The following is a 26,777-nucleotide window of genomic DNA, read 5'->3' as shown; positions in this document are numbered from 1 at the left end:
AACAGGGGTTCGTGCGGGGGGTCGCCGTGGCCCTACTGGGGGGCTGCGCCCCCCAGGCCCCCCGTTTCGGCCTGAACGGCCTCGTCCTCAAGCGCCGGACGGGCTGGGGTGGCAGGCCGGGGCTTGGAAAGCACTCTCAGCTGCAGCACCGAGTACGTCAGGCCGCCCACCAGTCCCGACAGTACGAAGCTGCAGTCCACCCCACCCGTCAGCGACAGCAGCGGGCCCTCGTACGACGGCAGTGACACCCCGAGGAGGCCGAATCCGGCGCCCACCGTCCAGGACAGGGTCGCCCGCACGTTCCACCCCGCGCGGTACCAGTAGATCCCGCCCCGCGAGCGCCGGTTGAACACCTGGAGGGCGGCCGCGTCGTACACCCCGCGGCAGCGCACGAAGCCGATGAGGGTGATGACCGCCCACGGGGTGCCGATGGCCGTCAGGAGCAGGACGAAGGACGTCATCGCCGACTGGGCGTTCCAGGTGTAGTGGCCGATGAAGACGCAGGCCGTGGCGACGATCGCGACGGTGTACGTGGCCCGGGCCCGGGACGCCCGCGGAAGGATCGCGTCCAGGTCGAGGCCCATGGAGTACAGCATCAGACCCGCGTTGCCGACCGAGCCCGCGGAGGCGGAGAGCAGGAGCGGGATGAGGTACCAGGCGGGGGACGCCGTCACCAGCGGGCCCGCGTAGTCCGCCGCCGCGCGGGCCGCGTACGCCGTGAAGGTACCGAAGAGCTGGGGGACCAGCAGGCCCAGGAGCAGGCCGAGCCAGGTCGCGTGCAGGACCCGGCGGGAGGAGTGGCGGGCCGGGGAGATGTAGCGGGTGTAGTCGCCGAGGAGGGTGATGAAGGCGATCGGGCCGGAGAGGCCCGCTGCCACCGTCGCCAGGAACCAGGTCGGCCAGTAGCCGCCCAGCAGATAGCCGCCGGTCTCCGGGATCGCCGAGGTGGTGAAGTGCGGGGCGTACGCGATGACGCCCAGCGCCAGCAACGCCGTCATGCCGATCGCCAGGACCCGGGACATGGCCAGCAGCACCCGGTAGCCGTACACCGCGCCGGCGACCGTCGCCCCGGCGAGGAGCGCGTAGACCAGGGCGTACGCCACTCCGTCCACCGGCAGACCGAACAGCCGGCGCAGCACGCCCACCATCACGTCGCCGCCGATCCACACGGTCAGCGCCGTGTAGCCGAGGGCGAGGAGCAGACCGACCACCGAGCCGACCAGCCGGCCGCGCACGCCGAACTGGGCGCCGGAGGAGGTGGAGAGGTTCGTCGCGGTGCGCAGGGAGATCAGCGCCAGGGGCGCCGTCAGGGCCGTGCCCGCCACCGTGCCGACCACGATCGAGCTCAGCGACGACCACCAGTCCAGGCCGAACGACGGCGGCAGCCAGCCGAAGATGATCACGCCAAGACAGAGGTTGGAGCCCAGCAGGATCGAGACGAGGTCGCGGGGCCCGCTGGTGCGTTCCTCCTCGGGGATGGTGTCCACCCCGCGCTGTTCCATCGAGATCGGCATGGCGGCCCTTTCGGTTGGTTAGAGCAGCACTCAATGTGACCCGAGACGCTGTGGGCGTCAAGACCTTCCCCCAAAGCCATCCTCTGTTTAGAGTGTTGCTCTAAATGGAGGGATGGACATGCGGCTGACACCGACCGAACGCGACCGGCTGCTGCTCTTCGGGGCCGCCGAGCTGGCCCGGGCCCGGCGGGCCAGGGGCCTTCGGCTCAACGTGCCCGAGGCCACCGCGCTGATAGCGGACACCGTCTGCGAGGCCGCCCGCGACGGTGCCCGGCTCGCCGAGGCGATCGAGCGCGCCCGGTCGGTCCTCGGCCCGGCCGATGTGCTGCCGGGCGTCGCGGACGTCGTCACCGAGGTGCATGTCGAGGCCGTCTTCGACGACGGTTCGCGGCTCGCGGTGGTGAGCGATCCGATCGGCGGGGGCGGGCTGGGGGAGCAGGCGCCGGGCGCGCTGCTGCCCGGCCCTGAGCATGCCGAGCCCGAGGCGGCCGTGCGGCTGACGGTGACCAACACCGCCACCGTGCCCGTCTCCGTCACCTCCCACTTCCACTTCTTCGAGGCCAACCCGCGCCTCGACTTCGTACGGGAACAGGCCTATGGGATGCGGCTCGCCGTGCCTGCCGGGTCGTCGGTGCGGTTCGGGCCGGGGGAGAGCGTCGAGGTCGGACTGGTGCCGGTCGGGGGCGAGCGGGTCGCGATCGGGTTCGCGGGGCTCGTCGACGGGGCGCTGGACGCGCCGGGGGCGAAGGAAGAGGCCCTGCGCAGGGCCGCCGCCTGCGGATATCTGGGAGCAGAACGATGAGCAACGACCACCGCCCGAGCATCGACCCACGTGCCTATGCCGCCACCCATGGGCCCCGCGCCGGCGACCGTGTCCGGCTCGGGGACTCCGGGCTGACCGTCCGCGTCGAGTCCGACTCTCAGCGGTACGGCGACGAGTTCCTCGCCGGTTTCGGGAAGACCGCCCGCGACGGGCTGCACCTCAAGGCGGCGGCCGTCCGGGAGACCTGTGACGTCGTGATCAGCAATGTGGTGGTGATCGATGCCGTGCAGGGGATCCGGAAGGTGTCGATCGGCATCCGGGAGGGGCGGATCTGCTCGATCGGGCGGGCCGGGAACCCCGACACCCTCGACGGGGTCGACGTCGTCGTCGGTACGGGTACCTCGATCGTGTCCGGCGAAGGGCTCATCGCCACCGCCGGTGCCGTCGACACGCACGTCCATCTGCTCTCGCCGCGGATCATGGAGGCCTCGCTGGCGTCCGGCGTGACCACGATCATCGGGCAGGAGTTCGGACCCGTGTGGGGGGTCGGCGTCAACTCGCCCTGGGCGCTGCGGCACGCCTTCAACGCCTTCGACGCCTGGCCGGTCAACATCGGCTTCCTGGGGCGCGGTTCGTCCTCGCACTCCGCGCCCCTGGTGGAGGCGCTGGCCGAGGGCGGCGCGAGCGGCTTCAAGGTGCACGAGGACATGGGCGCCCATACCCGCGCCCTGGACACCGCGTTGCGCGTCGCCGAGGAGCACGACGTCCAAGTCGCCCTGCACAGCGACGGGTTGAACGAGTGCCTGTCGGTGGAGGACACCCTGCGGGTGCTGGAGGGGCGGACCATCCATGCCTTCCACATCGAGGGGTGCGGCGGCGGGCACGTCCCGAACGTCCTGAAGATGGCGGGCGTCCCGAACGTCATCGGCTCCTCCACCAACCCCACCCTCCCCTTCGGGCGGGACGCCGTCGCCGAGCACTACGGCATGATCGTCTCCGTCCACGACCTGAAGACCGACCTGCCGGGCGATGCCGCCATGGCCCGCGACCGCATCCGCGCCGGGACCATGGGCGCCGAGGACGTGCTGCACGACCTGGGCGCGATCGGCATCACCTCGTCCGACGCGCAGGGCATGGGGCGGGCCGGCGAGACCGTCCGCCGTACCTTCGCCATGGCCGGGAAGATGAAGGCCGAGTTCGGCGCCCCGGACGAGCACGACAACGAGCGCGTCCTGCGGTACATGGCCAAGCTGACCATCAACCCCGCCATCGCGCACGGCCTCTCGCACGAGGTCGGGTCGATCGAGGTCGGCAAGCTGGCCGACATCGTGCTGTGGCGGCCGGAGTACTTCGGAGCGAAGCCGCAGCTCGTCCTCAAGTCAGGCTTCCCGGCGTACGGGGTGGTCGGCGATCCCAACGCGGCGACGGACACCTGTGAACCTCTGGTCCTCGGGCCGCAGTTCGGGGCGCACGGCGCGACGCCCGCCGAGATCTCCGTCGCCTTCGTGGCCCAGGCCGCCCTGGACCAGGGCAACGACACCATGCCGACCCGGCGCAGAAGGGTCGCCGTGCGCGGCACCCGCGGCATCGGACCGGCCGACCTGCGGCTCAACTCCCGTACCGGAGCGGTCGATGTCGACCAGCGGACCGGTCTGGTCACCCTCGACGGAGAGCCCGTCCGCTCGCAGCCGGCCGACTCCGTCTCCCTCAACCGCCTCTACTTCCTCTGATTCCTCTGCTTTCTCTGACTTCGTCCGACTCCCTCCGACAAGGACCTTCCATGTCTGCAGCCGCCGACGGCTTCCGCATGCCCGCCGAATGGACCCCGCACGAGCGCACCTGGATGGCATGGCCCGGCCCGAACCCCACCTTCGAGGACCCGGAGGACCTCGCCGCCTCCCGTGTCGCCTGGGCCGCGGTCGCCCGTGCGGTCCGCCGCTTCGAGCCGGTGACGGTGGTGTGCGGACCGGGACAGTCGGCGTACGCGCGGGCGCTGCTGGGCCCGGACGTCGACACCGTCGAGCGTGAGCTGGACGACGCGTGGATGCGGGACATCGGGCCGACGTTCCTCACGAACGGAAGCGAACTCGCCGCCGTGGACTGGACGTTCAACGGCTGGGGCGCCCAGGGCTGGGCCCGCTGGGAGCACGACGCGAAGATCGCCGCGTATGTCTCGGACCTCGCGGGCGCGAGGACGTACGCCTCGAAGCTGGTGAACGAGGGCGGTGCGATCCACGTCGACGGCGAGGGGACGGTCCTGCTCACTCAGACCGTGCAGCTCGGCCCCGAGCGCAACCCGGGCTGGACGAAGGAGCAGGTCGAGGCGGAGATCCACGCCCAGCTCGGCACCCGCAAGGCGATCTGGCTGCCCCGCGGCCTCACCGGCGACTACCCGCCGCACGGCTTCGGCACCCTCGGCCATGTCGACATCGTCGCCGCGTTCGCACGCCCCGGTGTCGTGGTCGCGCACTCCCAGCCGGACCCCGCGCACCCGGACCACGAGGTGACGAAGGAGGTCATCGGGCTGCTGAGGGCGCAGACGGACGCGCGCGGCCGCAGCCTGGAGGTCGTCGAGGTCCCGGCGCCCACCGTGCTGGAGGCCGACGGCCACTGGGCCGACTACTCCTACATCAACCACTACCTCTGCAACGGCGGAGTCGTGCTCTGCGGCTTCGACGACCCGCGCGACGAGATCGCCGCCGGGATCTTCCGCCGGCTCTTCCCGGAGCGGACGGTGACTCTCGTGGACGCCCGGACGATCTTCGCGGGCGGCGGCGGCATCCACTGCATCACCCAGCAGCAGCCGAAGGTCCGGTGACGGCCCACGGGGCAGCACCGTCAGGTAGAACGTACGGGTGAACGTGCTGATCTGTGCCGCCTGCGGAGGCCGGCTGACCGAGCCCGTCCGGCACCTGGACGAGATGCCCGAGTACCCGGGCTGGGACGGGCTCCCGGGCCCCGACGGCAGGCGGCACGGGCCGCCCAGTGTCCCTCGCGGGACCTACGTCGTGGACCCGCGGCCCTTCGGGGCGCCGTTCGTACCGGCCGACCCCGCGCAGGAGTACGACGGGGTGGTGCCCGGCGGCAAGTGGATGTCCGACGAGCGGGGCGTTCTGGTCTCCGCCGGGCCGCGCGGCACCTATGTCCTGCACCCGGACGACGTCCTGGGCATCGCGCCCCACTCCGACCACCGACGCCTCATCGGCTGCTGCGGTCCGAACGGGGACTACGGGGTCAACCACGTCTGCGGGTGCGGGGCCGAGGTGGCCATCGTGGCCGCCGACTGCTGCAGCGGCTACGAGACGCGACTGGTTCCGGATGCCGTGCGCGTCGAGGCGGCCCCGTGACCGCCCGGCGCCGCACTCCCGCCCCGCCCCGCGAACAACTCCTCGCCGCCGCCATGGACATGATCGCCGAGCGCGGTCTGGAGAAGCTCACCATGGCGGCGCTCGGCCGCGAGGTCGGCATGAGCAGCGGTCACCTGCTCTACTACTTCCGCTCCAAGGACGAGCTGCTGCTGCAGGCCCTGGAGTGGAGCGAGGGCCGGCTGGGCGCCGAGCGCGGACGGCTGCTGGCGCGCGGCGGCACGGCCCGCGGGCGGCTCGACGCCTATGTCGACCTGTATGTCCCCGACGGCCACCGCGACCCGCACTGGACCCTCTGGCTGGAGGTCTGGAACCGCTCGCAGAACGCCGACGAGGACGCCCGCGACCGGCAGGCCGCCATCGAGGGCGTCTGGCACCGCGACCTGGTGGCGCTGATCGCGGAGGGGGTGTCGCGGGGGGAGTTCCGCCGCGTCGACCCCGACCGTTACGCGGCCCGGCTGCGAGCCCTGCTGGACGGCTTCTCGATCCATGTGGCGATCGGGCTGCGCGGGACCGACCGGGCGCAAGTTCTCGGCCATGTACGGGAGTTCCTGGACGAGAGCCTGCTCGCGGACGGCTGAGCCCGTGCCCCGGTTGTACTCAATTCGGCGGATTGACGCTGTCCCGCGTGGTGCGTTTGCCTCGAAAGGAGCCCTTGGCGCAGGGCCGGGGGCAAGCGTCACACGGGGAACACAGGGGGAATCGTGCTCAGAGTCATGCGTGGGATGTCCGTCGCGGTGGTGGCGGGAGCCATGGTCGCGTTGACGGCGACGTCACCGTCCGCGGCAGCGGCGCCCGGGCCGGGGATCGAACGGGTCACGCTGTCGGCGACGGGGGAGCAGGGCGACGACAACGCGTACGGACCGCAGTTCAGCGCGGACGGCCGGTTCGCGCTCTTCACGGCGGACGCGTCCAATCTGGTGCCGGGCGACACCAACAGGACCTCGGACGTCTTCGTGCGTGACCTGCGCAGGGGGACGGTCGAGCGGGTCAATGTCGCCTCGGACGGCGCGCAGGCGGTCGGCGGCTGGTCGGAGGCGCGGGCCATCAGCGCCGACGGCCGGTACGTGCTGTTCAGCTCCAACGCCAGGAACCTGGTCCACTGGGACAACCCGCCCACGAACGAGGCGGCCCAGGACATCTACCTGCACGACCGGCGCACCGGCCGCACGGAGCGGATCAGCGTCGCCCTCGACGGGGGCTCCGCCTTCACGGCCGCCGCCGTGATGTCGCCGAACGCCCGCTACATCGCCTTCAACGCCAAGGCCGACCGGATGGAGAGGAACCCCCGCGACCTCTTCGGGATCGTGTATCTCCTCGACCGCCGCACCGGCACCGTGGAGCGGATCAGCAACCGGGACCGCCCGGACAACCCCTCCCTGCTCCAGGGGCTGAGCGACAACGGCCGCTACGTGGCCTACACCCAGCTGGTGCCGCGCAGCTCCTACGGCCGCACCTGGGTGCACGACCGCCGCACCGGCACCGAGGAACAGGTCAACGTCAAACCGGACGGCACCCCGGCCCAGCGGTACGCGCTGCCCGCCTCGCTCTCCGCGGACGGCCGCACCATCGCCTTCTCCTACTGGGGCGACGAGGAACTGGTCCCGGGCGAGGACCCCGGCACCGGCTCCACCGTCTACGTCCGCGACCTGCGCCGGGACGTCACCCGGCGGGTCAAGGCCGGCCCCGCGGGCGAGGACGGGATCAGCGAACCCGTGCTCAGCCCCGACGGCCGGTACGTCACCTATCAGGCACAGCCGCGGTCGGCGGACGGCCGCCCCGGGCCCGACAACGTGTACCTCCGCGACCTGCGCACCGGCTCCACCCGCCTGGTCAGCGAGTCCGTCACGGGCGGACCCGTCACGGACGAGCCCGTCGCCGTGTACGCGGTGAGCGCGGGCGCCCGCCGCATCGGCCTCGGCAGCGAGTCCGGCCGGCTCGTCGCGGGCGACACCAACGGCTTCTACGACGGCTTCGTCCGCCGTATCGGCTGACCCGCGACCTGCTGTGATCAGCACAGTGCTCGCATCCTGAGACGGACGGTGAACACGGGGGCGGATTGTGCCAGACTGCCCCCGTGCTCTCGTTCGCCACGATTATTGGCAGCAGGCGCGCCGGTCCGCAGTGACCGCCACGTACGACCAGGTACGGGTGGACACCGTCGTCCTCGACCCGCGCGCAGACCTCTCGCACCCGCGAGAGGTTTTTCGCTTTTCTGGCCCACCCCCAGCCGGGAGCGGAGCGCGAGGGATCATTGGGGACGGTGGAGCCGGTCATTCCGGTACAGACCGCGATCCAACGGGATCCAACAGCAGGAGCCTTGAACACCATGACCGCAACCAGCGAGCTCGACGATTCGTTCCACGTCTTCGACACCACCCTGCGCGACGGCGCGCAGCGTGAGGGCATCAACCTCACCGTCGCCGACAAGCTCGCGATCGCACGGCACCTGGACGACTTCGGCGTGGGCTTCATCGAGGGCGGCTGGCCCGGCGCCAACCCGCGGGACACCGAGTTCTTCGCCCGCGCCCGGCAGGAGATCGACTTCCGTCACGCCCAGCTCGTCGCCTTCGGCGCCACCCGCCGGGCCGGCGCGAAGGCGAGCGAGGACCCGCAGGTCAAGGCGCTCCTGGACTCGGGCGCCGAGGTGATCACCCTGGTCGCGAAGTCCCACGACCGGCATGTGGAGCTGGCCCTGCGAACGACGCTCGACGAGAACCTGGAGATGGTCCGCGACACGGTGTCCTACCTGCGTGAGCAGGGCCGCCGGGTGTTCGTCGACTGCGAGCACTTCTTCGACGGCTACCGCGCCAACCCGGAGTACGCCAAGGCCGTCGTACGGGCCGCCGCCGAGGCCGGGGCCTCCGTGGTGATCCTCTGCGACACCAACGGCGGCATGCTCCCCGCCCAGGTCCAGGCCGTCGTCTCGACCGTCCTCGCCGACACCGGCGCCCGGCTCGGCATCCACGCCCAGGACGACACCGGCTGCGCGGTCGCCAACACCCTCGCCGCGGTCGACGCGGGCGCGACCCACGTCCAGTGCACGGCGAACGGCTACGGCGAGCGCGTCGGCAACGCCAACCTCTTCCCGGTCGTCGCGGCCCTGGAGCTCAAGTACGGCAAGCAGGTCCTGCCCCAGGGCGCGCTGCGCGAGATGACCCGGATCTCGCACGCCATCGCCGAGGTCGTGAACCTCACCCCCTCCACGCACCAGCCGTACGTCGGTGTCTCGGCCTTCGCCCACAAGGCCGGTCTGCACGCCTCCGCCATCAAGGTCGACCCCGACCTGTACCAGCACATCGACCCCGAGCTGGTCGGCAACACGATGCGCATGCTGGTGTCCGACATGGCGGGCCGCGCCTCGATCGAGCTCAAGGGCAAGGAACTCGGCGTCGACCTCGGCGGCGACCGCGAACTGGTCGGCCGGGTCGTCGAGCGGGTCAAGGAGCGCGAGCTCAAGGGCTACACGTACGAGGCCGCGGACGCTTCGTTCGAGCTGCTGCTCCGCTCCGAGGTCGAGGGCAAGCCGCTGAAGTACTTCGAGGTCGAGTCCTGGCGGGCCATCGTCGAGGACCGCCCCGACGGCACCCACGCCAACGAGGCCACCGTCAAGCTCTACGCCAAGGGCGAGCGCATCGTCGCCACCGCGGAGGGCAACGGCCCGGTCAACGCCCTCGACCGCGCCCTGCGCGTGGCACTCGAGAAGATCTACCCCCAGCTGGCCAAGCTGGACCTCGTCGACTACAAGGTCCGCATCCTGGAGGGCGTCCACGGCACGCAGTCCACGACCCGGGTCCTGATCTCCACCTCCGACGGCGCGGGCGAGTGGTCGACGGTGGGCGTCGCGGAGAACGTCATCGCCGCGTCCTGGCAGGCGCTGGAGGACGCGTACACGTACGGACTGCTGCGGGCGGGGGTTGAGCCGGCGGAATAACGCCCCGGCGTCCCCCGGGGGGCTGCCGCCCCCGGGAGGGGACGGGTAGGGGCGGCGGGGGCGAGAAAGCCCGGCGGCCCCTACTGCAACCGCCACTTCTGGTTGGCAGCCCCCGTACACGACCAGATCTGCGCCCGGGCCCCGTTCGCCGAGGAGTTGTCCGTGACGTCCAGGCACTTGTTCGCGGCCGTGTTCACGACGTCACCGGTCGAGGAGTTGTACGACCACTGCTGCGCTCCGGTCCCATTGCAGTCGTACAACTGCACCTTCGCCCCGTCCGCCGTCGAACCCGATGTCACGTCAAGGCACTTGCCGAGCGCCCGCACCGTGCCGTCCGTCTGCACGGTCCACTGCTGGGCGGCCGAGCCGTTGCAGGTGTAGAGCTGCACCGCCGTGCCGTTGACGCTCGAACCGCCCGCCACGTCAAGGCACTTGCCCGCCAGACCGACGAAGGCCCCCGACTGTCCGCCCGTGCCCGACTGGGTCCCCGACCATGTGAACGTCGCCGACGTCTTGCCGGGGAGGGAGTAAGTCGCGTGCTGCGAGCCCCAGTCGATGGTCACCGTCTTCGCCGACGAAGCGTCGTTGTAGGCGATCAGCGCCTTCGAGCCGTCGGGGTTGCGCCAGGCCACGTTCGGCACGGTGGAGGAGGCCGTGGAGGCGATGCGCTGGGCGCCCGGCCGTACGAACTTCGTCAGGTGCCCCATCGTGTAGTACTCGACCGTGTAGTCGACCGTCCCGCTCGCCCCGTCCCCGTTGTGCACGGTGATCAGGCCCGTGCAGGTGCCGCAGCCCCCGTTGTGCGGGCCCATGTTCTGGTCCACGGCCAACGACCACTTGGTCATCGACTTCGCCCAGTTCCGGGTGTAGTCGACGATGTCGAGCATGTCCTCTCGCTGCTGGTTCGCGATCCACGTCCCGCCCGAGTGCTCGGTGCCGAACGCGTCCAGCGACGGGTACTGGTTGTGCACGGACGTCTGCTTGGTGACGTCACCGCCGTAGCCGTGCCAGGCGATTCCGCCGAAGTTGGGGTGGTTGCGGATCGCCGGGTCGTCGACCGACTGGGCCGCATAGGAGTCGTACACATCCCAGTTCCAGTCGTGCGCCAGGACCTTGGTGGGCAGGCCCGCCGACTGCAGCTTCGGCAGCAGCTCGTTCTTCAGGAAGTACGCAAGGCCGCTCGCGTTCCAGCTCATCGACGGGTAGCCGGAGCAGCAGGTGGGCTCGTTCTGCGGGGTCACGTACGAGACGTTGACGCCCTGGTCCCTGTACGCCTGGAGGTACTTCACGAAGTACGAGGCGTACGCCCCGTAGTCCTCCGCCTTCAGCCAGCCGCCGTTGAGCGCGCCGCTGTCCTTCGTCCAGGCCGGAGCCGTCCATGGCGAGGCCATGACAGTCAGGGAGGGGTTCAGCCGGAGGGCCTGCTTCGTCAGCGGCACGACGTCCGCGAGGTCGTGCGCGATGGAGAAGCTGTTCAGGTTCGGGTCGGTCTGGCCGGCCGGCACGTCGTCGTACGTGTAGCCGTACCGCGCCAGGTCCGAGGCCCCCATTGGATTGCGCAGGAACGACAGCCCGATCCCGTCCGTCGGTGAGAACAGCTTCCGCATGGTCGCGTCGCGTGTGGCCTGCGAGAGCGCCCCGCTGGAGTTCATCAGCCAGGCCGCGGTGTCCGTGAAGGACGCACCGCCGCCGGTGAAGGTCTGGTACCGGGTGTTCTCGTCGACGGTGATGTTCTCGCCTCCGCCGCCCGTCCCGGACGTGAAGGCGAACGGCGTCTGTTGCTGGAGCCCACGCGTGACGTGGCGTCCGGCGGAGTCGTCGGTGGTGGTGAGCCAGGCGGTGACCTGCTCACCGGCCGCGTGCGCGGGGCTGGTGGCCGCGGTGATTCCGGCTGTGGAGAGGAGTCCGGCCAGCAGCAGCCGGACCGTGCGGGGGGTTCTCCTCATGCTGCGTCGCCCTTCCCGAAATGTCTGACGTGACGTCTTGACGGGTCTGTGGGCCGTTAGTTAACTCACGGCGTGATCTAAGCCATGAGTGAACCATGACAGTCGAGGGATGGTCCATGCCAAGACAGAGATGGTCTACGCCGAGAACCGCTCTGCTCGTCTCCGCGGCCCTCCTCGCCGCCGCGCTGCCCCTGTCGTCGGCCCACGCGGCCGATGACCCGGCCCCTGTCCCCGTCGACCGCTTCGAGGGCGAGGTCCCCTTCGCCTCCCAGCCCGCGGAGGGCATCTTCACCTGGGGCGGCGACAGCGACGATCCGCCCACGCTGCAACTGACCGCCAGATCCGACGCCCCCGAGGGCGAGAAGGTGCTCACCGGCACCTACGACATCAGCGGCTACGGCGGCTTCACCCACGACTTCGCCGCGAACGAACCCGCCCACGACTGGTCCGCCCACAAGGGCATCCGCTTCTGGTGGGACGGCCAGGACAACGGCAAGAAGATCGCCTTCGAGATCAAGGACGGCGGTGCGAACGGCGAGGCCTCCGAGCTCTGGACGACCTCCTTCACCGACGACTTCACCGGCTGGAAACAGGTCGAGATCCCCTTCACGGACTTCGTCTACCGGACCGACTACCAGCCCGTCGGAGGCATCGACCACGTCCTCGGGCTGACCCGGATGTGGGGCTACTCCGTCACCCTCCCGGTCGGCGTCACGGGCCGATTCGCCATGGACGACGTCGAGTTGTACGGGAAGGCCGACCAATCCCTGCGGGCGAACGTCACGACCGACGCCGCCGTGTACCCGGTGAAGGAGGGTGCCACGGCCACCGTCCAGGTCAGCCTCGCCACCACCGGCGCCGCCCCCGTCGACGACCCGGTGACCGTCACGTACGAGACCACGGGCGGCGCCGCGGACCCCGGCAAGGACTACACACCGGTCTCCGGAACCCTCACCTTCCCCGCCGGTACGGCCTCCGGAGCGACGCGGACCATCCACGTACCGACCCTGCGCGACAAGTCGGCCGAGTCCGCCGAGACGATCCCGCTCAAGCTCACGGTCACCGGAGCCAAGCCCCCGGCCGAGACCCCGCAGGTGGTCATCGACGCCCACGGACTGCCGTATCTGGACGGCAAGTTGCCGGTCGGGAAACGCGTCGCCGACCTCGTCTCCCGTATGTCCCTGGCGGAGAAGGCCGGCCAGATGACCCAGGCCGAGCGCGGAGCCGTGGGGAACGGCGGGGACGTCGCCGCCTACGGCCTCGGTTCGCTCCTGTCCGGCGGCGGTTCCACGCCCACGCCCAACACCCCCGAGGCCTGGGCGAAGATGATCGACGGCTTCCAACTGCGGGCGCAGGCAACGCGGTTCCAGATCCCGCTGATCTACGGGGTCGACGCGGTGCACGGCCACAACAACCTGGTCGGCGCCACGATCATGCCGCACAACATCGGCCTCGGCGCCACCCGCGATCCCCGGCTCGCCCGGCGGACGGGCGCGGTGACCGCGTCCGAGGTCCGCGCCACCGGGATCCCCTGGGACTTCGCCCCCTGCCTCTGCGTGACCCGCGACGAACGCTGGGGCCGCTCCTACGAGTCCTTCGGCGAGGACCCGGCCCTCGTCGAGTCCATGGAGACGATCATCCAGGGCCTCCAAGGGCGGACGGACGGACGGGACTTGAAGGACAACGACAAGGTCCTCGCCACCGCCAAGCACTTCGCCGGCGACGGCGGCACCGAGTACGGCTCGTCCACGACCGGCACGTACACCATCGACCAGGGCGTCACCAAGGTCACCCGGCAGCAGTTGGAGGCCGTCCACCTGGCGCCGTACCGGACCGCCGTCGACCGGGGCATCGGTACGGTCATGCCCTCGTACTCCTCGCTCGACATCCTCGGTGACGGACAGGGCCCGGTGAAGATGCACGCCCGCGCCGACATGATCAACGGGGTGCTCAAGGGTCGAATGGGCTTCGACGGCTTCGTGATCAGCGACTGGAACGCCATCGACCAGCTCCCCGGCGACTACTCGTCCCACGTGCGCACATCCGTCGACGCGGGCGTCGACATGATGATGGTGCCGTACTCGTACAAGGACTTCACCGCGCAGCTCGTCGCCGAGGTGCGGGCCGGCCGCATCAGCGAGCGGCGGATCGACGACGCCGTCTCGCGCATCCTCACCCAGAAGTTCCGGCTGGGGCTCTTCGAGAAGCCCTACGCCGACACGAGCGGGGCCCCGGCGATCGGTTCCGCCGCGCACCGGGCCGTCGCGAGGCAGGCGGCCGCCGAGTCGCAGGTCCTGCTGAAGAACGCGAACGGCGTGCTGCCCCTGAAGAAGAACCAGAAGGTCTACGTCGCCGGGGCCAACGCCGACGACCTCGGCAACCAGACCGGCGGCTGGACCGTCACCTGGCAGGGCGCGTCCGGCACCCACACCCAGGGCACGACGATCCTGGCCGGGATGCGCAAGGACGGAGACGTCACCTACTCCAAGGACGCCTCGGCGCCGACGGCCGGCCATGACGTCGGCGTGGTCGTCGTCGGCGAGACCCCGTACGCCGAGGGCGTCGGAGACGTCGGCAACGGGCACGATCTCCAGCTCTCCGCCGCCGACCGGGCCGCCGTCGACAAGGTGTGCGCGGCCATGAAGTGCGCGGTGCTGATCGTCTCCGGACGCCCCCAGCTGATCGGTGACCGGCTCGGCGAGATCGACGGCCTGGTCGCCTCCTGGCTGCCGGGCACGGAGGGCGACGGGGTGGCCGATGTCCTCTACGGCAAACGCCCCTTCACCGGTCAACTGCCGGTCACCTGGCCCAGGTCCGAGGCCCAGCTGCCGATCAACGTCGGCGACACGGCGTACGACCCGCAGTTCCCCTACGGCTGGGGTCTGACGACCCTGACCAAGGTGCCCGAGGGCGGTGCGGCGACCCTGAAGGCGCTCGCGGCGGCAGCCTCCCGCGCCGAGAAGAAGGGTGCGGACGAGACCGGCCGCGCGCTCGTCACCAAGGCCCGGCTGATCGTCCAGCAGAAGGCGGGCGCGGGCATCACGGAGGCGGTGGCGAAACCCTTCGCCGACGCGGACCACCTCTCGCTCACCGGACGGTACGAAGCGGCCGTGGAGAAGCTGATCACGGCCTACCGCGCCACCACCTGAGGAGGACGGCACCGGCAAGGACGACCAGTTTTGGGAGGCTTCGGGTAGCTTCGAACCATGAAGGCCTTCGTACGGACCCGAAGCCTCCCGGGGCTGCTCCTGGCCCTGCTGCTCGCCGCCCTGACCGTACTGTCGGCGGGCTCCCCGCCGGCCTCCGCCGCCACGAGCGTCTCGACGATCGCCGAGGCCCTGCGCAAGAGCCCGGTCTACGTCGACCCGGCGGCGAGCGCCCAGCTGTCGTCCGGCGAGTCCGACGCCCTGGCCAAGCAGATCAAAGACGCCGACAAACCCCTCTTCGTGGCGGTCCTGCCCGCGGGCTACCCCACGTCGAACCTCTTCCGGAACCTGCGCACCGCCACCGGCATCACGGGCCTGTACGCGATCCGGCTCGGCGACCGCTTCGATGCGCGGGCCGACTCATCGGTCCTGCCGCGCACCGCCGTACAGAACCTGGTCACCAGTGTCCAGGGTGAGAAGGACGCCCACACCCAGCTGACCGACTTCACGAACAGTGCCCTCACCAACATGAACGGCTCCGCCCCGTCGAGCTGGGGATCCTCCTCAGGTGGCGGCGGGATCTCGACCACCGCGCTGATCACCGCGGGCGCGGTGGTCGTGGCCGGCGGCGCGGGCGCCTACACGCTCGTACGCCGCAACCGGCGCCGCAGGGCCGCGGAGCAGCAGGCGGCGCTGGACCGGCTGCGGGTCGTGGTCGACGAGGACATCACGGCCTTCGGCGAGGAGCTGGACCGTCTCGACTTCCACCCGGCGGAGGCGGGCGCCGACGACGCCATGCGTGCCGACTACGAACGGGCACTGGACGCCTACGAGCAGGCGAAGTCGGCCATGGCCGAGGCCCGTAGACCCGAGGACGTGCGCGCCGTCACCCAGGCCCTGCAGGACGGCCGTTTCTCGCTGGCCCTGCTCGCCGCCCGCCGCGAGGGCCGCCCGCTGCCCGAACGACGGCCGCCCTGCTTCTTCGACCCCCGCCACGGCCCGTCCGTCACCGACGCCGTCTGGACGCCCCCGGGCGGCGCCCCGCGCGAGGTCCCCGTCTGCGCGGCCGACGCCACCCGCCTCGCCGACGGCCGCGACCCCGTCGTCCGCGAGGTCGACACCGACTACGGCCGCCGCCCGTACTGGGACGCGGGCCCGGCCTACGGCCCCTGGGCGGGCGGCTACTTCGGCGGCGGCCTGCTGCCCGGCCTGCTCGTCGGCACCCTCCTCGGCAGCATGATGGCGACCCCGTCGTACGCGGCCGACTACGGCACCGGCTACGGGGACTTCGGCGGCGGATACGAGGGCGGAGACACCTCCGGCGCGGACTTCGACCCGGGTGACTTCGGGGGCGGCTTCGGCGACGGCGGGGGAGGGGACTTCGGGGGCGGCGGGGACTTCGGCGGAGGTTTCTGAGGCCCCCTGTGCAAGGGCGGTTCAGACCTCCGCGTCCGCCAGCCGCTCCATCACCGCCCCCGCCAGCTCCAGCAGGCCCCGCTCGGTCGGGCTCAGCGACGCCAGCGCACGCGACAGCCAGGCGTCCCGCTCGGCCATGTCCCGCTCCAGCGCCCGCCGCCCCGCCTCGGTCAGCGACAGCACGGACTGCCGCCGGTCGACCGTGCCCGGCTCCCGCACGATCAGTGCTTCCGCCTCCAGCTCCGCGAAGACCCGGGTCAGCGACTGCGGCCGCTGCCGCTCGGCCGCCGCGACCTCGCCAGGGGTGGCCGAACCGTGACGGTGCAGATGGCCGAGCACCAACAGCTGGTTGGCGCTGAGACTCCCGTCGCCGCGCTCCTGCCGCAGCCGACGGTTCAGACGCATGACGCCACGGCGGATACGGGCGGCTTCGGCGAGGTGGTCCATGAAAAAGATCGTACGCGATTACTTACTATCTGGATGCCGCCAGTGCCCGTAGTATCGGGAGGGTGACCGCGAAATTAATACGCAATGCGTACGAGGCGGCGCTCACGATGACCGCCATGCTGCTGTGCTGGGCCGCCGCCCTGGTGCTGGAGGGCGCCGCCGGACTGCACACCGACGTGCTCGTCCTCGCGGTCGCCCTGTCGCTCACCCTGTCCTCGACCCAGCGCACCGCGGACACCCGCCGCCGGCTCACCGCGCTCGTGGTGCTGCCCGTGACGGCCGGTGCGTCGATCTTCCTCGGCCGGCTGATCGCCGCCCACTACGTGATCGGGGCCGCCGTGTTCACCGCCGGCATCTCGCTGGCCATCTGGATCCGCCGCTACGGCCCGGCCGCCGCGAAGACAGGCACCCTGCTGACGCTCCCGCTCATCGCCCTCCTGGTCGTCCCGGGCCCCGCACTGCCGCCCGAGGCACAGAGCGGGCTCGTGACCTGGTTCTGGTCCGCGCTGATCGGGGCGCTGGCGTGCTGCTCGGTCTGGCTGGTGCAGGGGCTGGGGGACCGGTACGGCCCCTGGCGCGCCGAGCCGGTCCCCGAGCAACCGTCGCGCCGCTCCCGTCTGCACCCCCGCCCGAGCACCCGCATGGCCCTGCAGATGGCGGCCGGCATCGCCACCGCCTTCGCCCTCGGCTCCCTGCTCTTCGACGACCACTGGCCCTGGGTGGTGCTGACGGCCTACGTGGCGGCGAGCGGCAACCGCGGCCGGAACGACGTACTGCGCAAGGGGATCGAGCGGCTGCTGGGCGCCTGCGTCGGCACGCTGCTGGCGACGGGCGTGGCCGCCGCCGGCGTCACCGGCCACGCCTCCGTGGCGCTGATGTTCACGATCCTCGCGGTCGCCCTGTGGCTGCGCCCGCTCAACTACGCCTACTGGGCCGCCGGAATGACCTGCGCCCTCTCCCTCCTCCTCGGCTACTTCGGCCAGGACGCCCAGCACCTGCTGCCCACCCGCCTCGAAGGGATCGCCGTGGGCGCGGCACTGTCGGTGGCGTCGGCGTGGTGGCTGCTGCCCGTGCCGCGGAGGCGGGCGACGGCGGCACAGATTGCTCCGACCGATGTCCAACGGCCGCACCCGGTCCTACCCTTGGGGAGTGGTGACCGCGCCCGATGGAGACGGACGGGAAGTCGTCGAGGGCTTCGGCGACGATCGGCCGCTGCTCGGTGAGCGCTGGCGGGCGTTGTCGCGCCGGGTCCAAGTGGCGGTCGTCGGGACGGTCTGCGCGGTCCTGCTGGGCGTGCTTCTCGGATACGCCGTCGCCACGCGCCCGCCGCCCGACCCGGTCGCCGCCACCACCGTCCGGATCACCGCTGTGGAGACGCCGCAGCGCTACACCCTGGACCTCGGCATCACCCTCCGTGTCGCCACCGCCTCTCCCGTCACCCTCACGGGAACGAGTCAGGGCTACGACGGCTTCCTGCAGACCCTGCCCGTACCCGGCGCCGCGCTCCTGCCCGGCCAGGTCCGCATCCTGCACACCCGCCTGAACGTCTACTGCCAGCTGCCCCTGCCGCGGCAGGGAACGCCCCTGCTGTTCGTGACCGTGCGCAACGCCCGCCGCGAGGGCCGGGCCCCCGTCGTGCCGACCGCCGCCCAACTCGCCGGCATCGACCGCGCCGTGCGGCAGATCTGCCGGCGGTGACCGCATCCTGCTGAATCCCGCACGACCGCCCTGCGTGCGACCGTCCTACAGTGGAAGAACCGGCTCGGGGTCCCACCCCAGGAGGACGCGATGGTGCGGCACACACGACTGGCCGGGGAGACCGCGGAGTACCTCGCCGCTCGCGAAGAGCTGCGCCTGGCCGAGATCGAGCTCATGCGCCGGCGGGAGGAGGTCGCGGCTCAGCGCCGCGCGCTGCCGCCCGGGCCGCCCGTCGACGACTACACCTTCCTGGAGGGCCCCGCCGACCTCGACGCCGGCGACACCCCCGTGCGCGAGGTCGGACTGAGCGAGCTGTTCAGCGCCCCCGAACGCCCGCTGATCGTCTACCAGTTCATGTACGGCAAGAAGCAGACCGACCCCTGCCCGATGTGCACCCTGTGGATCGACGGCTTCAGCGCCGTAGCCCACCACGTCGCCCGCAACGCCGACTTCGTGGTGGCGGCCGCCGCCGACCCGCCGCCCGTCCTGCGGCAGCACGCCCGCAACCGCGGCTGGCACCGGCTGCGCCTGCTGAGCTGCGGCGACAGCACGTTCAAGTACGACACCGGCAGCGAGGACGAGGACGGCGAGCAGGACTCCACCGTCTCGGTGTTCACCCGCGACGGCGACGGCGCGGTCCGCCACTTCTACTCCACCCACCCCCGCATGGCCGACGACATCAAGGAACGCGGCATCGACCTCCTGACCCCGGTCTGGCACCTCCTGGACCTCACACCACGGGGGCGCGGGGACTGGTACCCGAGCATCGACTACTGATCCGTCGGTGTGTTTGCGCCGAAGCAGAGCAGGCCACCGGCGACATAGGTGCGGATGTCCGTGTCAACGGCGGCGACGGGTTGCTCGCTCATGCGCTCCACTCGAATGATCTCGACGTCCCCGGTTGTCTTGCCCACCACTGCTCCCTGCCACATACGGGCCGCTACGGGGAGGAGCCGTTCGGGGCGGAGGGTGCCGAGAATGCGACAGGACTCCCACATGCCGCCGTTGATGCGTACGTCCGTGAAGTCGCGCGGGTTCTTGGCCAACGGCTTCGTTTTGCGCTGCGCCCAGTCCCTGCGGATCACCTTGGTCACCCAGCCCCTGCGATCGCACTCGGCGAGGAACAGCCCAAAACCCACCCACGACCCGTGGCGGCCTCCGGCGAAAGCGTGTCCGTCGGCATCGAGGACGCCCGCCATCCAACCCGCGATCCGACTGTTCTCGGCCTCCCAGGGGTGGCCGATGCTCACGAGCCGACGCATGCCGGGCACCAGGCATCGGGCGGCTACGCGTGCGAGCCGAGGCCCTGGGTTGACATCCGTGGCCCGGGCGAGAAATGGATGGTCGGCGGATGCTATGACCTCTCCGCGCGTTGTCACGATGCGACAGGATTCCTGCACCACCGACTGGTTGCGGGTCACCGTACCCAATCGGTATCGCCTGCCGCCGTTGGCATTTCCGAGGCGTACCGTCTCTTCGTCGAAGGAGACGACCTCGTCACCGGGGCGCAGGGATTCCGCGCGGCGCCAGACCAGGTCCGCACACAGCACCGGGGTCGAAGGATGCACGCCGACCGGCGATGAGAGGCGGGCGCTTTGCGTTGTCATGCAGAGTATGGTGTTGCTCTGATGGAGGCTCAGGGAGACGAGTGCGGTCTAGAACGCCCGATCGAATGAATCCGTCTTGTTCGGGTGGGTCGAACGCCCGTCCTCCTGATACGGGCGACGGGCGTTCAGCTGCTGTGAGAGCTATGCGTTCTTGATCGCCGAGATGTCGAAGTTCAGCTTGATCTTGTCGGAGATCAGCACACCACCCGTCTCCAGCGCCGCGTTCCACGTCAGACCCCACTCGGAGCGCTTGATCTCCGCCTTGCCCTCGAAGCCCACGCGCTCGTTGCCGAAGGGGTCCTTCGCGGCGCCGTTGAACTCGAGGTCGATGGTGAGGGGCTTGGTGGTGCCGAGGATCGTGAGATCGCCGGTGATGCGGTAGTCCTCGCCACCCAGGGCCTCCGCCGAGGTCGAGCGGAAGGTCATGGTCGGGAACTCGTCGATCTTGAAGAAGTCCGCGCTCTTCAGGTGACCGTCACGGTCGGCCGACCCCGTGTCGATGCTGTCCATCTTGACGTCGATGGAGGCCGACGACGCGGACGGGTCGCCGCCGTCCAGGTGCAGTGACCCGGTGAAGTCGAGGAACTTGCCCTTGACGTTGGTGACCATGGCGTGGCGGACGGTGAAGCCGATGGTGGAGTGAGCCGTGTCGATCGTGTAGTCGCCGGTCAGTGCGGTCAGGTCGGGGTTCGCCATGACAGTCTCCCTGGGTGAGTATGTTGAACGTTGAACTACTCAACGGGAACGACCGTAGACCTATTCCCTTCGAGTTTCAACATCATCCGCAAAGTGTTGGCGTGGTTACGCTGAGGTGGTAGATGCCCATGGCATGACCACTCACCGCAGGGGTTCCATGAGACCCACACGCAGAGCCGTCTTACTCGCGGCGGCCCTCCTGGCCACGGCCGCGCCCCCCGCCCGGGCCGCCGCCCCCGACCCCTACGACGCCCTCCGCCGCCGCTGGCTCGACCTCGCCCTCGGCAGCGGCTACGACCCCACCGCGGAGCCGTACGCCTCCCGGCTCGCCGAAACCGGCGCACTCGCCCGCGCCGCCCGGGCCACCATGGCCCCCACCCCCACCTCCCTCTGGCCCGGCTACCCCTACGACCCGCCCTCCGGCATCACCCAGAGCTACGGCCGCCTGTGGACGATGACCCAGGCCTACGTCCAGCAGGGCACCGGCTCGACCGGCGACCCCGCCCTCCTCGCGGCCGTCCTGCGCGGCCTCGACCACCTCTCCGCCACGATCTACAACCCCTCCACCACCCGCTACGGCAACTGGTGGGAATGGCAGATCGGCAGCCCCCGCCTGCTGATGGACATCACGGCCGTCCTGTACGACGACCTCACCGATGCCCAGCGGCAGGCGGCCTGCGCCGCCGTCGACCACTTCATCCCCGACACGATGCTCACCGACTACTCCGGCACCTCCACCGGCGCCAACCGCGTCGACCTGTGCCGCTCGGTCGCCCTGCGCGGCATCCTGGGCCGCGCGGACGCCAAGCTGGCCCTCGCCCGTGACGGCCTCTCCCCGGTCTTCCCGTACGTCACGAAGGGGGACGGGCTGTATGCGGACGGCTCGTTCGTGCAGCACACCTGGGTGGCGTACTCGGGGACGTACGGACAGGTGATGCTCGACGGCCTCGGCCGCCTCTTCACGCTCCTCGCGGGATCCGCGTGGGAGGTGACCGACCCGAACCGGCAGATCGTCCTCGACAGCGTCGAGCACGCCTATGCGCCCCTGATCCACGACGGGTTGGTGATGGACGGCGTCAACGGCCGTGCGATCAGCCGCGGTTACCTCAAGAGCGACGACCGCCAGGTCATGCGCAGCGACCACTTCCACGGGCAGGGCATCATCGCGGCCGTCGCCCTGCTGGCCGGCGGGGCGGGTCCGGCGCAACGGGACCGCTGGCACTCGTCCATCAAGGGCTGGATCGAACGGGACACCGTGACACCGATCCTGACGGCTCCTCAGTTCGGCGTCGCCGACCTGGCCCGGCTGCACGCGGTCGCCGGCGCACCGGTCCCGGCCGCCCCCGAACCCGTCGGCCACCGCCTCTTCCCGGCCATGGACCGCGCCGTCCACCGCGGCCCGGACTTCACGGCGAGCATCGCCATGTGCAGCGACCGCATCGCGTACTACGAGTGCGGCAACGGCGAGAACCCGCGCGGCTGGCACACGGGCGCCGGAATGCTCTACTGGTGGCCGAAAGGGCGCAGCGGTCGGTCCGATCAGTACACGGACTGGTTCTGGCCCACCGTCGACTGGTACCGCCTCCCGGGCACCACCGTCTCCACCCTTCCGCTGCCCGACAAGGCGGGTGGCGAGTGGGGCGCGCCCAAGCCGGACGTGCGCTGGGTGGGCGGCACGACGGACGGCGAGTACGCGGCCGTCGGACAGCACCTCAAGGGCCTCGGCTCGACGCTCCAGGCCCGCAAGTCGTGGTTCTGCGTCACGGACGCGGTCATCTGTCTGGGCGCGGGCATCACCTGCACCGACGGCGTCCCGGTCGAGACCGTCGTGGACAACCGCAACCTGGGGGAGGGCGGGACGCCGGAGTTCGTACGGGGGAGGGGCTGGGCCCATCTGGAGGGCCACGGCGGCTGGGTCGTCCCCGGCGGTGGGCTGCACGCGCTCCGCGAGGACCGCACCGGCGCCTGGTCCGACATCAACACCACCAGCACCACCCGGCGGGCCACCCGCCGCTGGCAGACCCTCTGGCTCGATCACGGCACGGACCCCACCGACGCCAGGTACGTCTACGTCCTCATGCCCGGCGCCTCCCGCCGAGCCGTCGCCGCCCGCGCCGCCGACCCCCACTGGCTGTCGCTCCTCGCCAACGACAGCACCTGCCAGGCCGTCCGAGTCCCCTCCCTCGGTCTGACGGCCGCCAACTTCTGGGGACCCGGCACGGTGGGCCCGCTCACCGCCTCGGCGGCCGCGAGCGTCCTCGTACGCCACCACGCCCGCACCGCTACCCTCTGCGTGAGCGAGCCACCCCGAACGGGCGAGCCGTTCGAGATCACCTGGAACCACCCGGTGCGGGGGGTGGTGCGGGCCGACGACACCGTCGAAGTCCTCTGCGCCGGCCGCCGAACGACGCTCCGGATTACCCCAGGCGTGTCATGTGCGACTCATCGCTGTGAGCTGGCTCTCAGCTGACGGCTTTGTGGGTCCCCTACAAGCCGGATGCCCTCTGAGCAGTCGGAAGGCCTGCATGCCGCCGGGGTTCTGTTCAGTGGCACCAGGAAAACGGGCCGGAGACTGTACGGAGTCGACGGCTCGCTTTCTTGGGTGGGCTTCGTAAGGTCACTACATGACCGTTTTGGATGAGGCGCCGGGTGAGCCGACGGACGCGCGCGGGCGAGTGGCCGAGCTGCACGAGATCCGTGCGCAGGCGCTGGCCGGCCCGAGCGAGAAGGCGACCGAGGCGCAGCACGCCAAGGGCAAGCTGACCGGCCGGGAGCGCATCGAACTGCTCCTCGACCCGGGCTCCTTCCAGGAGGTCGAGCAGCTGCGCAGGCACCGCGCGGTCGGCTTCGGCCTGGAGGCGAAGAAGCCGTACACGGACGGTGTGATCACCGGCTGGGGCACGGTGGAGGGCCGCACGGTCTTCGTCTACGCCCATGACTTCCGCATCTTCGGCGGCGCGCTGGGCGAGGCCCACGCCACCAAGATCCACAAGATCATGGACATGGCCATCGCGGCAGGCGCGCCGCTGGTCTCCCTCAACGACGGCGCCGGCGCCCGCATCCAGGAGGGCGTCTCCGCGCTCGCCGGGTACGGCGGCATCTTCCAGCGCAACACCAAGGCGTCCGGTGTCATCCCGCAGATCTCGGTGATGCTCGGCCCCTGCGCCGGCGGCGCCGCGTACTCGCCGGCCCTGACGGACTTCGTCTTCATGGTCCGCGAGACCTCGCAGATGTTCATCACCGGCCCGGACGTGGTCAAGGCGGTGACCGGCGAGGAGATCACCCAGAACGGCCTGGGCGGCGCGGACGTCCACGCGGAGACCAGCGGCGTGTGCCACTTCGCCTACGACGACGAAGAGACCTGCATCGCCGAGGTCCGCTACCTGCTTTCCCTCCTCCCGCAGAACAACCGGGAGAACCCGCCGCGGGTGGAGTCCACGGACGCGGCGGACCGCCGCAGCGACGTGCTGCTCGACCTGGTCCCGGCGGACGGCAACCGGCCGTACGACATGGCCAAGGTGATCGAGGAGATCGTCGACGACGGCGAGTACCTGGAGGTCCACGAGCGCTGGGCGCGCAACATCATCTGTGCGCTGGGCCGCCTGGACGGCCAGGTGGTGGGCATCGTCGCCAACCAGCCGCAGACCCTCGCCGGCGTCCTGGACATCGAGGCATCGGAAAAAGCTGCGCGCTTTGTCCAGATGTGTGACGCTTTTAACATCCCGATCGTCACCTTCCTGGACGTCCCGGGGTTCCTCCCCGGTGTCGACCAGGAGCACGGCGGAATCATCCGCCACGGCGCGAAGCTCCTCTACGCCTACTGCAACGCGACCGTGCCGAGGATTTCGCTGATCCTGCGCAAGGCGTACGGAGGTGCCTACATCGTCATGGACAGCCAGTCCATCGGTGCCGACCTCACCTATGCCTGGCCGACGAACGAGATCGCCGTGATGGGCGCCGAAGGGGCCGCCAACGTCATCTTCCGGCGACAGATCGCAGAGGCCGAGGACCCCGAGGCCATGCGGGCCCGCATGGTCAAGGAGTACAAGTCCGAGCTGATGCACCCGTACTACGCGGCCGAGCGAGGCCTGGTCGACGACGTCATCGACCCGACCGAGACCCGCGAGATCCTCATCCGCTCCCTGGCGATGCTTCAGACCAAGCACGCCGATCTGCCGTCCCGCAAGCACGGCAACCCCCCGCAGTAACCCAGCGGACCCTCCGCGACACCCTCGCGGAAACCTCTCTCACGGAGACTGAGACCTATGAGCACCCCTGACATTCGTGTCGAGAAGGGCCACGCCGAGCCCGAGGAGGTCGCCGCCATCACGGCCGTCCTCCTGGCCCGCGCCGCGGCCGCCCCGTCCGACGCCCAGCCCCACCGCGGCCGCGCCAAAGCAGGCTGGCGCCGCCTGGAGCGCGAGGGCGGCTTCCGCGCCCCGCACAGCTGGCACTGAGCCTGTACGACGGTACGACGCAGAAGGGCCCCTCCCGAGCCGGGAGGGGCCCTTCTCGTACGTCTTCCTGCCGGAGGCAGCAAACAGGCCCCTCCGAAGAGGGGCCGGCTTGCAGGGGGGTGCTAGCGCAGTCGTGCCATGAGGGCGTGCTCGACCAGGGTGATCAGCGCGCTCTTGGCGTCGGCACGGTGCCGGGCGTCGGTGGTGATGATCGGGGTGTCCGGACCGATCTGCAGAGCCTCCCGGACCTCGTCCGGGTTGTACGGCTGGTTGCCGTCGAAGCCGTTGAGCGCGATCACGAACGGGAGACCGGAGTTCTCGAAGTAGTCGACCGCCGGGAAGCAGTCGGCGAGACGCCTGGTGTCGACCAGCACGATCGCGCCGATGGCGCCCCGCACCAGGTCGTCCCACATGAACCAGAACCGGTCCTGACCGGGGGTGCCGAACAGGTACAGGATCAGGTCCTGGTCCAGGGTGATGCGGCCGAAGTCCATGGCCACCGTCGTGGTGGTCTTGTCCCCGGTGTGGGTGAGGTCGTCGATGCCTGCCGAAGCAGACGTCATGACGGCCTCGGTACGCAGCGGGTTGATCTCCGAGACGGCCCCGACGAACGTGGTCTTGCCCACGCCGAAGCCACCCGCCACCACGATCTTCGCCGAGGTGGTGGAGCGGGAAGGACCGCCGCTAGAGCTTGCGAAGTCCACTGAGCACCCTTTCGAGCAGTGTCACGTCTGGCTGGCCGCCGGCGTTCTCGTCGCCGCCGGGCTGATGGATGGCGACCAGTCCCGCCTCCGCCAAGTCGGCGACGAGGATCCTGGCCACGCCGAGAGGGATCGTCAGGAGGGCGGAGATTTCCGCCACCGACTTGATCTCGCGGCAGAGGTTGCAGATCCGCTGATGCTCGGGCAGCTGGCCCTGCATCTGGTGCGGCTGCGCGGTGGTGTGCACCAGCGCCTCGATGGCGAGCTGGTAGCGAGGGCGGGTCCGGCCGCCGGTCATGGCGTACGGACGCACCAGGGGGTTGTTCGACGACCCTGCGGGCGCCGGCTCGGGAGCGCGTCGCTGCGGCTGCACGGGCTGGATGCGCGGCGCCGGCGGCTGGTCGTACGGGGAAGGCCCGGGGCCCTGCGGACCCTGGGGAGCGTACGGGTGCTGACGCCGCTGGCTCGGGGTGGAGGGGAAGTTGTAACGGTTCGGGTTCTGGGAACCGCCGCCCGGGCCCTGGGCAGGGCCGTACGACCAGTTGCCCGAATTCGAACCGCCTGGGGGTGTTGCCACTTTCTCCTCCTCCGACTGTGCCGGGCACCCAATCCCTGTGGAGCCGCGTCCCGGTACCTTACGGCCCCGGGACGCCAAAACGCACCGTCTGACTGTCAGTTGAGCAGGCTGCCCTGGAGCTCCGCACGAAGATCCGGTGTCAGGACCGTACCGGCACGGTCGACCAGAAGAGCCATCTCGTACCCGATGAGACCGATGTCCGCCTCGGGGTGGGCCAGCACCGCGAGCGAGGAACCGTCGGAGATGGACATGATGAACAGGAATCCCCGCTCCATCTCCACAACGGTCTGGTTCACGCTGCCGCCCTCGAAGATGCGCGAGGCACCGGCGGTCAGCGAGGTCAGACCGGAGGCGACGGCCGCGAGCTGATCGGCGCGGTCGCGCGGAAACCCTTCGGACATCGCCAGAAGGAGTCCGTCGGCGGAGACCACCACCGTGTGGGACACCCCCGGGGTGTTGTCCACGAAGTTGGTGATCAACCAGTTCAGGTTCTGTGCCGCCTGGCTCATC

23 protein-coding genes are annotated in these 26,777 nt (G+C 70.5%); 15 read left to right on the top strand and 8 right to left on the bottom strand.

Translation table 11 applies throughout. From position 1 onward, the window contains the following. Positions 1–32: 32 nt before the first annotated feature. Positions 33–1,514: a cytosine permease gene (locus ABT254_RS27790; protein WP_351475500.1), complete on the bottom strand. Its 1,482-nt coding sequence runs from the start codon at positions 1,512–1,514 to the stop codon at positions 33–35. 118 nt (positions 1,515–1,632) lie between these two features. Here ABT254_RS27790 and ureA point away from each other — a divergent pair, with 118 nt between their 5' ends. The 7 genes from ureA (at position 1,633) to cimA (ending at position 9,576) form a co-directional block, all read left to right on the top strand. Further along, entirely contained in the window at positions 1,633–2,316 is a 684-nt protein-coding gene (gene ureA, locus ABT254_RS27785) for an urease subunit gamma (RefSeq protein ID WP_351475497.1), read from the top strand. After that, positions 2,313–4,007 (top strand): urease subunit alpha, encoded by a 1,695-nt coding sequence (locus ABT254_RS27780; protein WP_351475494.1) that lies wholly within the window; start codon positions 2,313–2,315, stop codon positions 4,005–4,007. Before ureA ends, ABT254_RS27780 begins: the two co-directional genes overlap by 4 nt. Before the next feature lie 50 nt (positions 4,008–4,057). Beyond that, positions 4,058–5,095 carry an agmatine deiminase family protein gene (locus tag ABT254_RS27775; protein WP_351475491.1) on the top strand — a complete coding sequence of 346 codons (1,038 nt, stop codon included), beginning with the start codon at positions 4,058–4,060 and terminating at the stop codon, positions 5,093–5,095. A gap of 37 nt (positions 5,096–5,132) precedes the next feature. Then, positions 5,133–5,624: a hypothetical protein gene (locus ABT254_RS27770; RefSeq protein WP_351475488.1), complete on the top strand. Its 492-nt coding sequence runs from the start codon at positions 5,133–5,135 to the stop codon at positions 5,622–5,624. After that, the gene (locus ABT254_RS27765; protein ID WP_351475485.1) at positions 5,621–6,223 is read left to right on the top strand and encodes a TetR/AcrR family transcriptional regulator; all 603 of its coding nucleotides are present in this window, start codon (positions 5,621–5,623) and stop codon (positions 6,221–6,223) included. The genes ABT254_RS27770 and ABT254_RS27765 overlap by 4 nt, the downstream gene beginning before the upstream one ends. Positions 6,224–6,358: 135 nt before the next feature. Next, the gene (locus ABT254_RS27760; protein WP_351475482.1) at positions 6,359–7,636 is read left to right on the top strand and encodes a TolB family protein; all 1,278 of its coding nucleotides are present in this window, start codon (positions 6,359–6,361) and stop codon (positions 7,634–7,636) included. A gap of 335 nt (positions 7,637–7,971) precedes the next feature. Next, complete coding sequence (gene cimA, locus ABT254_RS27755) at positions 7,972–9,576, top strand: citramalate synthase (protein WP_351475479.1); 1,605 nt, start codon at positions 7,972–7,974, stop codon at positions 9,574–9,576. An 80-nt stretch (positions 9,577–9,656) separates the two neighbouring features. Here cimA and ABT254_RS27750 read toward each other — a convergent pair whose 3' ends face one another. Then, the gene (locus tag ABT254_RS27750; RefSeq protein ID WP_351475476.1) at positions 9,657–11,522 is read right to left on the bottom strand and encodes a ricin-type beta-trefoil lectin domain protein; all 1,866 of its coding nucleotides are present in this window, start codon (positions 11,520–11,522) and stop codon (positions 9,657–9,659) included. A gap of 116 nt (positions 11,523–11,638) precedes the next feature. Between ABT254_RS27750 and ABT254_RS27745 the strand changes: the two genes are divergently transcribed. Then, positions 11,639–14,671, top strand: coding sequence for a glycoside hydrolase family 3 protein (locus ABT254_RS27745; protein ID WP_351475473.1), 3,033 nt, complete (start codon positions 11,639–11,641; stop codon positions 14,669–14,671). A gap of 57 nt (positions 14,672–14,728) precedes the next feature. Continuing rightward, entirely contained in the window at positions 14,729–16,084 is a 1,356-nt protein-coding gene (locus ABT254_RS27740; protein WP_351475470.1) for a hypothetical protein, read from the top strand. 21 nt (positions 16,085–16,105) lie between these two features. Here the strand turns inward: ABT254_RS27740 and ABT254_RS27735 are convergent, their stop codons facing one another. Beyond that, positions 16,106–16,531, bottom strand: coding sequence for a MarR family winged helix-turn-helix transcriptional regulator (locus ABT254_RS27735; RefSeq protein ID WP_351475468.1), 426 nt, complete (start codon positions 16,529–16,531; stop codon positions 16,106–16,108). A 62-nt stretch (positions 16,532–16,593) separates the two neighbouring features. On the opposite strand from ABT254_RS27735, the gene ABT254_RS27730 reads away from it, so the two are divergent. From ABT254_RS27730 to ABT254_RS27720, 3 genes are all read left to right on the top strand, one after another. After that, the gene (locus ABT254_RS27730) at positions 16,594–17,754 is read left to right on the top strand and encodes an FUSC family protein (protein WP_351475465.1); all 1,161 of its coding nucleotides are present in this window, start codon (positions 16,594–16,596) and stop codon (positions 17,752–17,754) included. Then, positions 17,684–18,229 carry a hypothetical protein gene (locus ABT254_RS27725; protein WP_351475462.1) on the top strand — a complete coding sequence of 182 codons (546 nt, stop codon included), beginning with the start codon at positions 17,684–17,686 and terminating at the stop codon, positions 18,227–18,229. Before ABT254_RS27730 ends, ABT254_RS27725 begins: the two co-directional genes overlap by 71 nt. Before the next feature lie 90 nt (positions 18,230–18,319). Next, positions 18,320–19,006, top strand: a complete 687-nt coding sequence (locus tag ABT254_RS27720; protein WP_351475459.1) for a DUF899 family protein — start codon at positions 18,320–18,322, stop codon at positions 19,004–19,006. On the opposite strand, the gene ABT254_RS27715 is transcribed toward ABT254_RS27720, so the two are convergent. Next, positions 19,000–19,836, bottom strand: a complete 837-nt coding sequence (locus tag ABT254_RS27715; protein WP_351475457.1) for a Hint domain-containing protein — start codon at positions 19,834–19,836, stop codon at positions 19,000–19,002. The genes ABT254_RS27720 and ABT254_RS27715 overlap by 7 nt on opposite strands. Before the next feature lie 141 nt (positions 19,837–19,977). After that, positions 19,978–20,532: a YceI family protein gene (locus ABT254_RS27710; RefSeq protein WP_351475454.1), complete on the bottom strand. Its 555-nt coding sequence runs from the start codon at positions 20,530–20,532 to the stop codon at positions 19,978–19,980. A 157-nt stretch (positions 20,533–20,689) separates the two neighbouring features. Here ABT254_RS27710 and ABT254_RS27705 point away from each other — a divergent pair, with 157 nt between their 5' ends. The 3 genes from ABT254_RS27705 to ABT254_RS27695 all read left to right on the top strand — a co-directional run bounded on the left by ABT254_RS27705 (position 20,690) and on the right by ABT254_RS27695 (position 24,989). Continuing rightward, on the top strand, positions 20,690–23,002 hold the full coding sequence (locus ABT254_RS27705; RefSeq protein WP_351475451.1) for a polysaccharide lyase 8 family protein: 2,313 nt from the start codon (positions 20,690–20,692) through the stop codon (positions 23,000–23,002). A 154-nt stretch (positions 23,003–23,156) separates the two neighbouring features. Then, entirely contained in the window at positions 23,157–24,740 is a 1,584-nt protein-coding gene (locus ABT254_RS27700; protein WP_115905692.1) for an acyl-CoA carboxylase subunit beta, read from the top strand. Between the two features lie 57 nt (positions 24,741–24,797). Continuing rightward, positions 24,798–24,989: an acyl-CoA carboxylase subunit epsilon gene (locus ABT254_RS27695; RefSeq protein ID WP_351475448.1), complete on the top strand. Its 192-nt coding sequence runs from the start codon at positions 24,798–24,800 to the stop codon at positions 24,987–24,989. Positions 24,990–25,111: 122 nt separating this feature from the next. Here ABT254_RS27695 and ABT254_RS27690 read toward each other — a convergent pair whose 3' ends face one another. The 3 genes from ABT254_RS27690 to ABT254_RS27680 all read right to left on the bottom strand — a co-directional run bounded on the left by ABT254_RS27690 (position 25,112) and on the right by ABT254_RS27680 (position 26,776). Further along, positions 25,112–25,693 carry a GTP-binding protein gene (locus tag ABT254_RS27690; protein WP_026248371.1) on the bottom strand — a complete coding sequence of 194 codons (582 nt, stop codon included), beginning with the start codon at positions 25,691–25,693 and terminating at the stop codon, positions 25,112–25,114. Continuing rightward, positions 25,674–26,267, bottom strand: coding sequence for a DUF742 domain-containing protein (locus tag ABT254_RS27685; RefSeq protein ID WP_351475445.1), 594 nt, complete (start codon positions 26,265–26,267; stop codon positions 25,674–25,676). The genes ABT254_RS27690 and ABT254_RS27685 overlap by 20 nt, the downstream gene beginning before the upstream one ends. Before the next feature lie 95 nt (positions 26,268–26,362). Continuing rightward, on the bottom strand, positions 26,363–26,776 hold the full coding sequence (locus tag ABT254_RS27680; protein ID WP_004983065.1) for a roadblock/LC7 domain-containing protein: 414 nt from the start codon (positions 26,774–26,776) through the stop codon (positions 26,363–26,365). Position 26,777: the final 1 nt, after the last annotated feature.

The organism is Streptomyces sp. NPDC001137 (genome assembly GCF_040298885.1).
In the GTDB taxonomy this organism is placed as follows: domain Bacteria; phylum Actinomycetota; class Actinomycetes; order Streptomycetales; family Streptomycetaceae; genus Streptomyces.
This window is presented reverse-complemented; position numbering and strand designations above follow the sequence as displayed.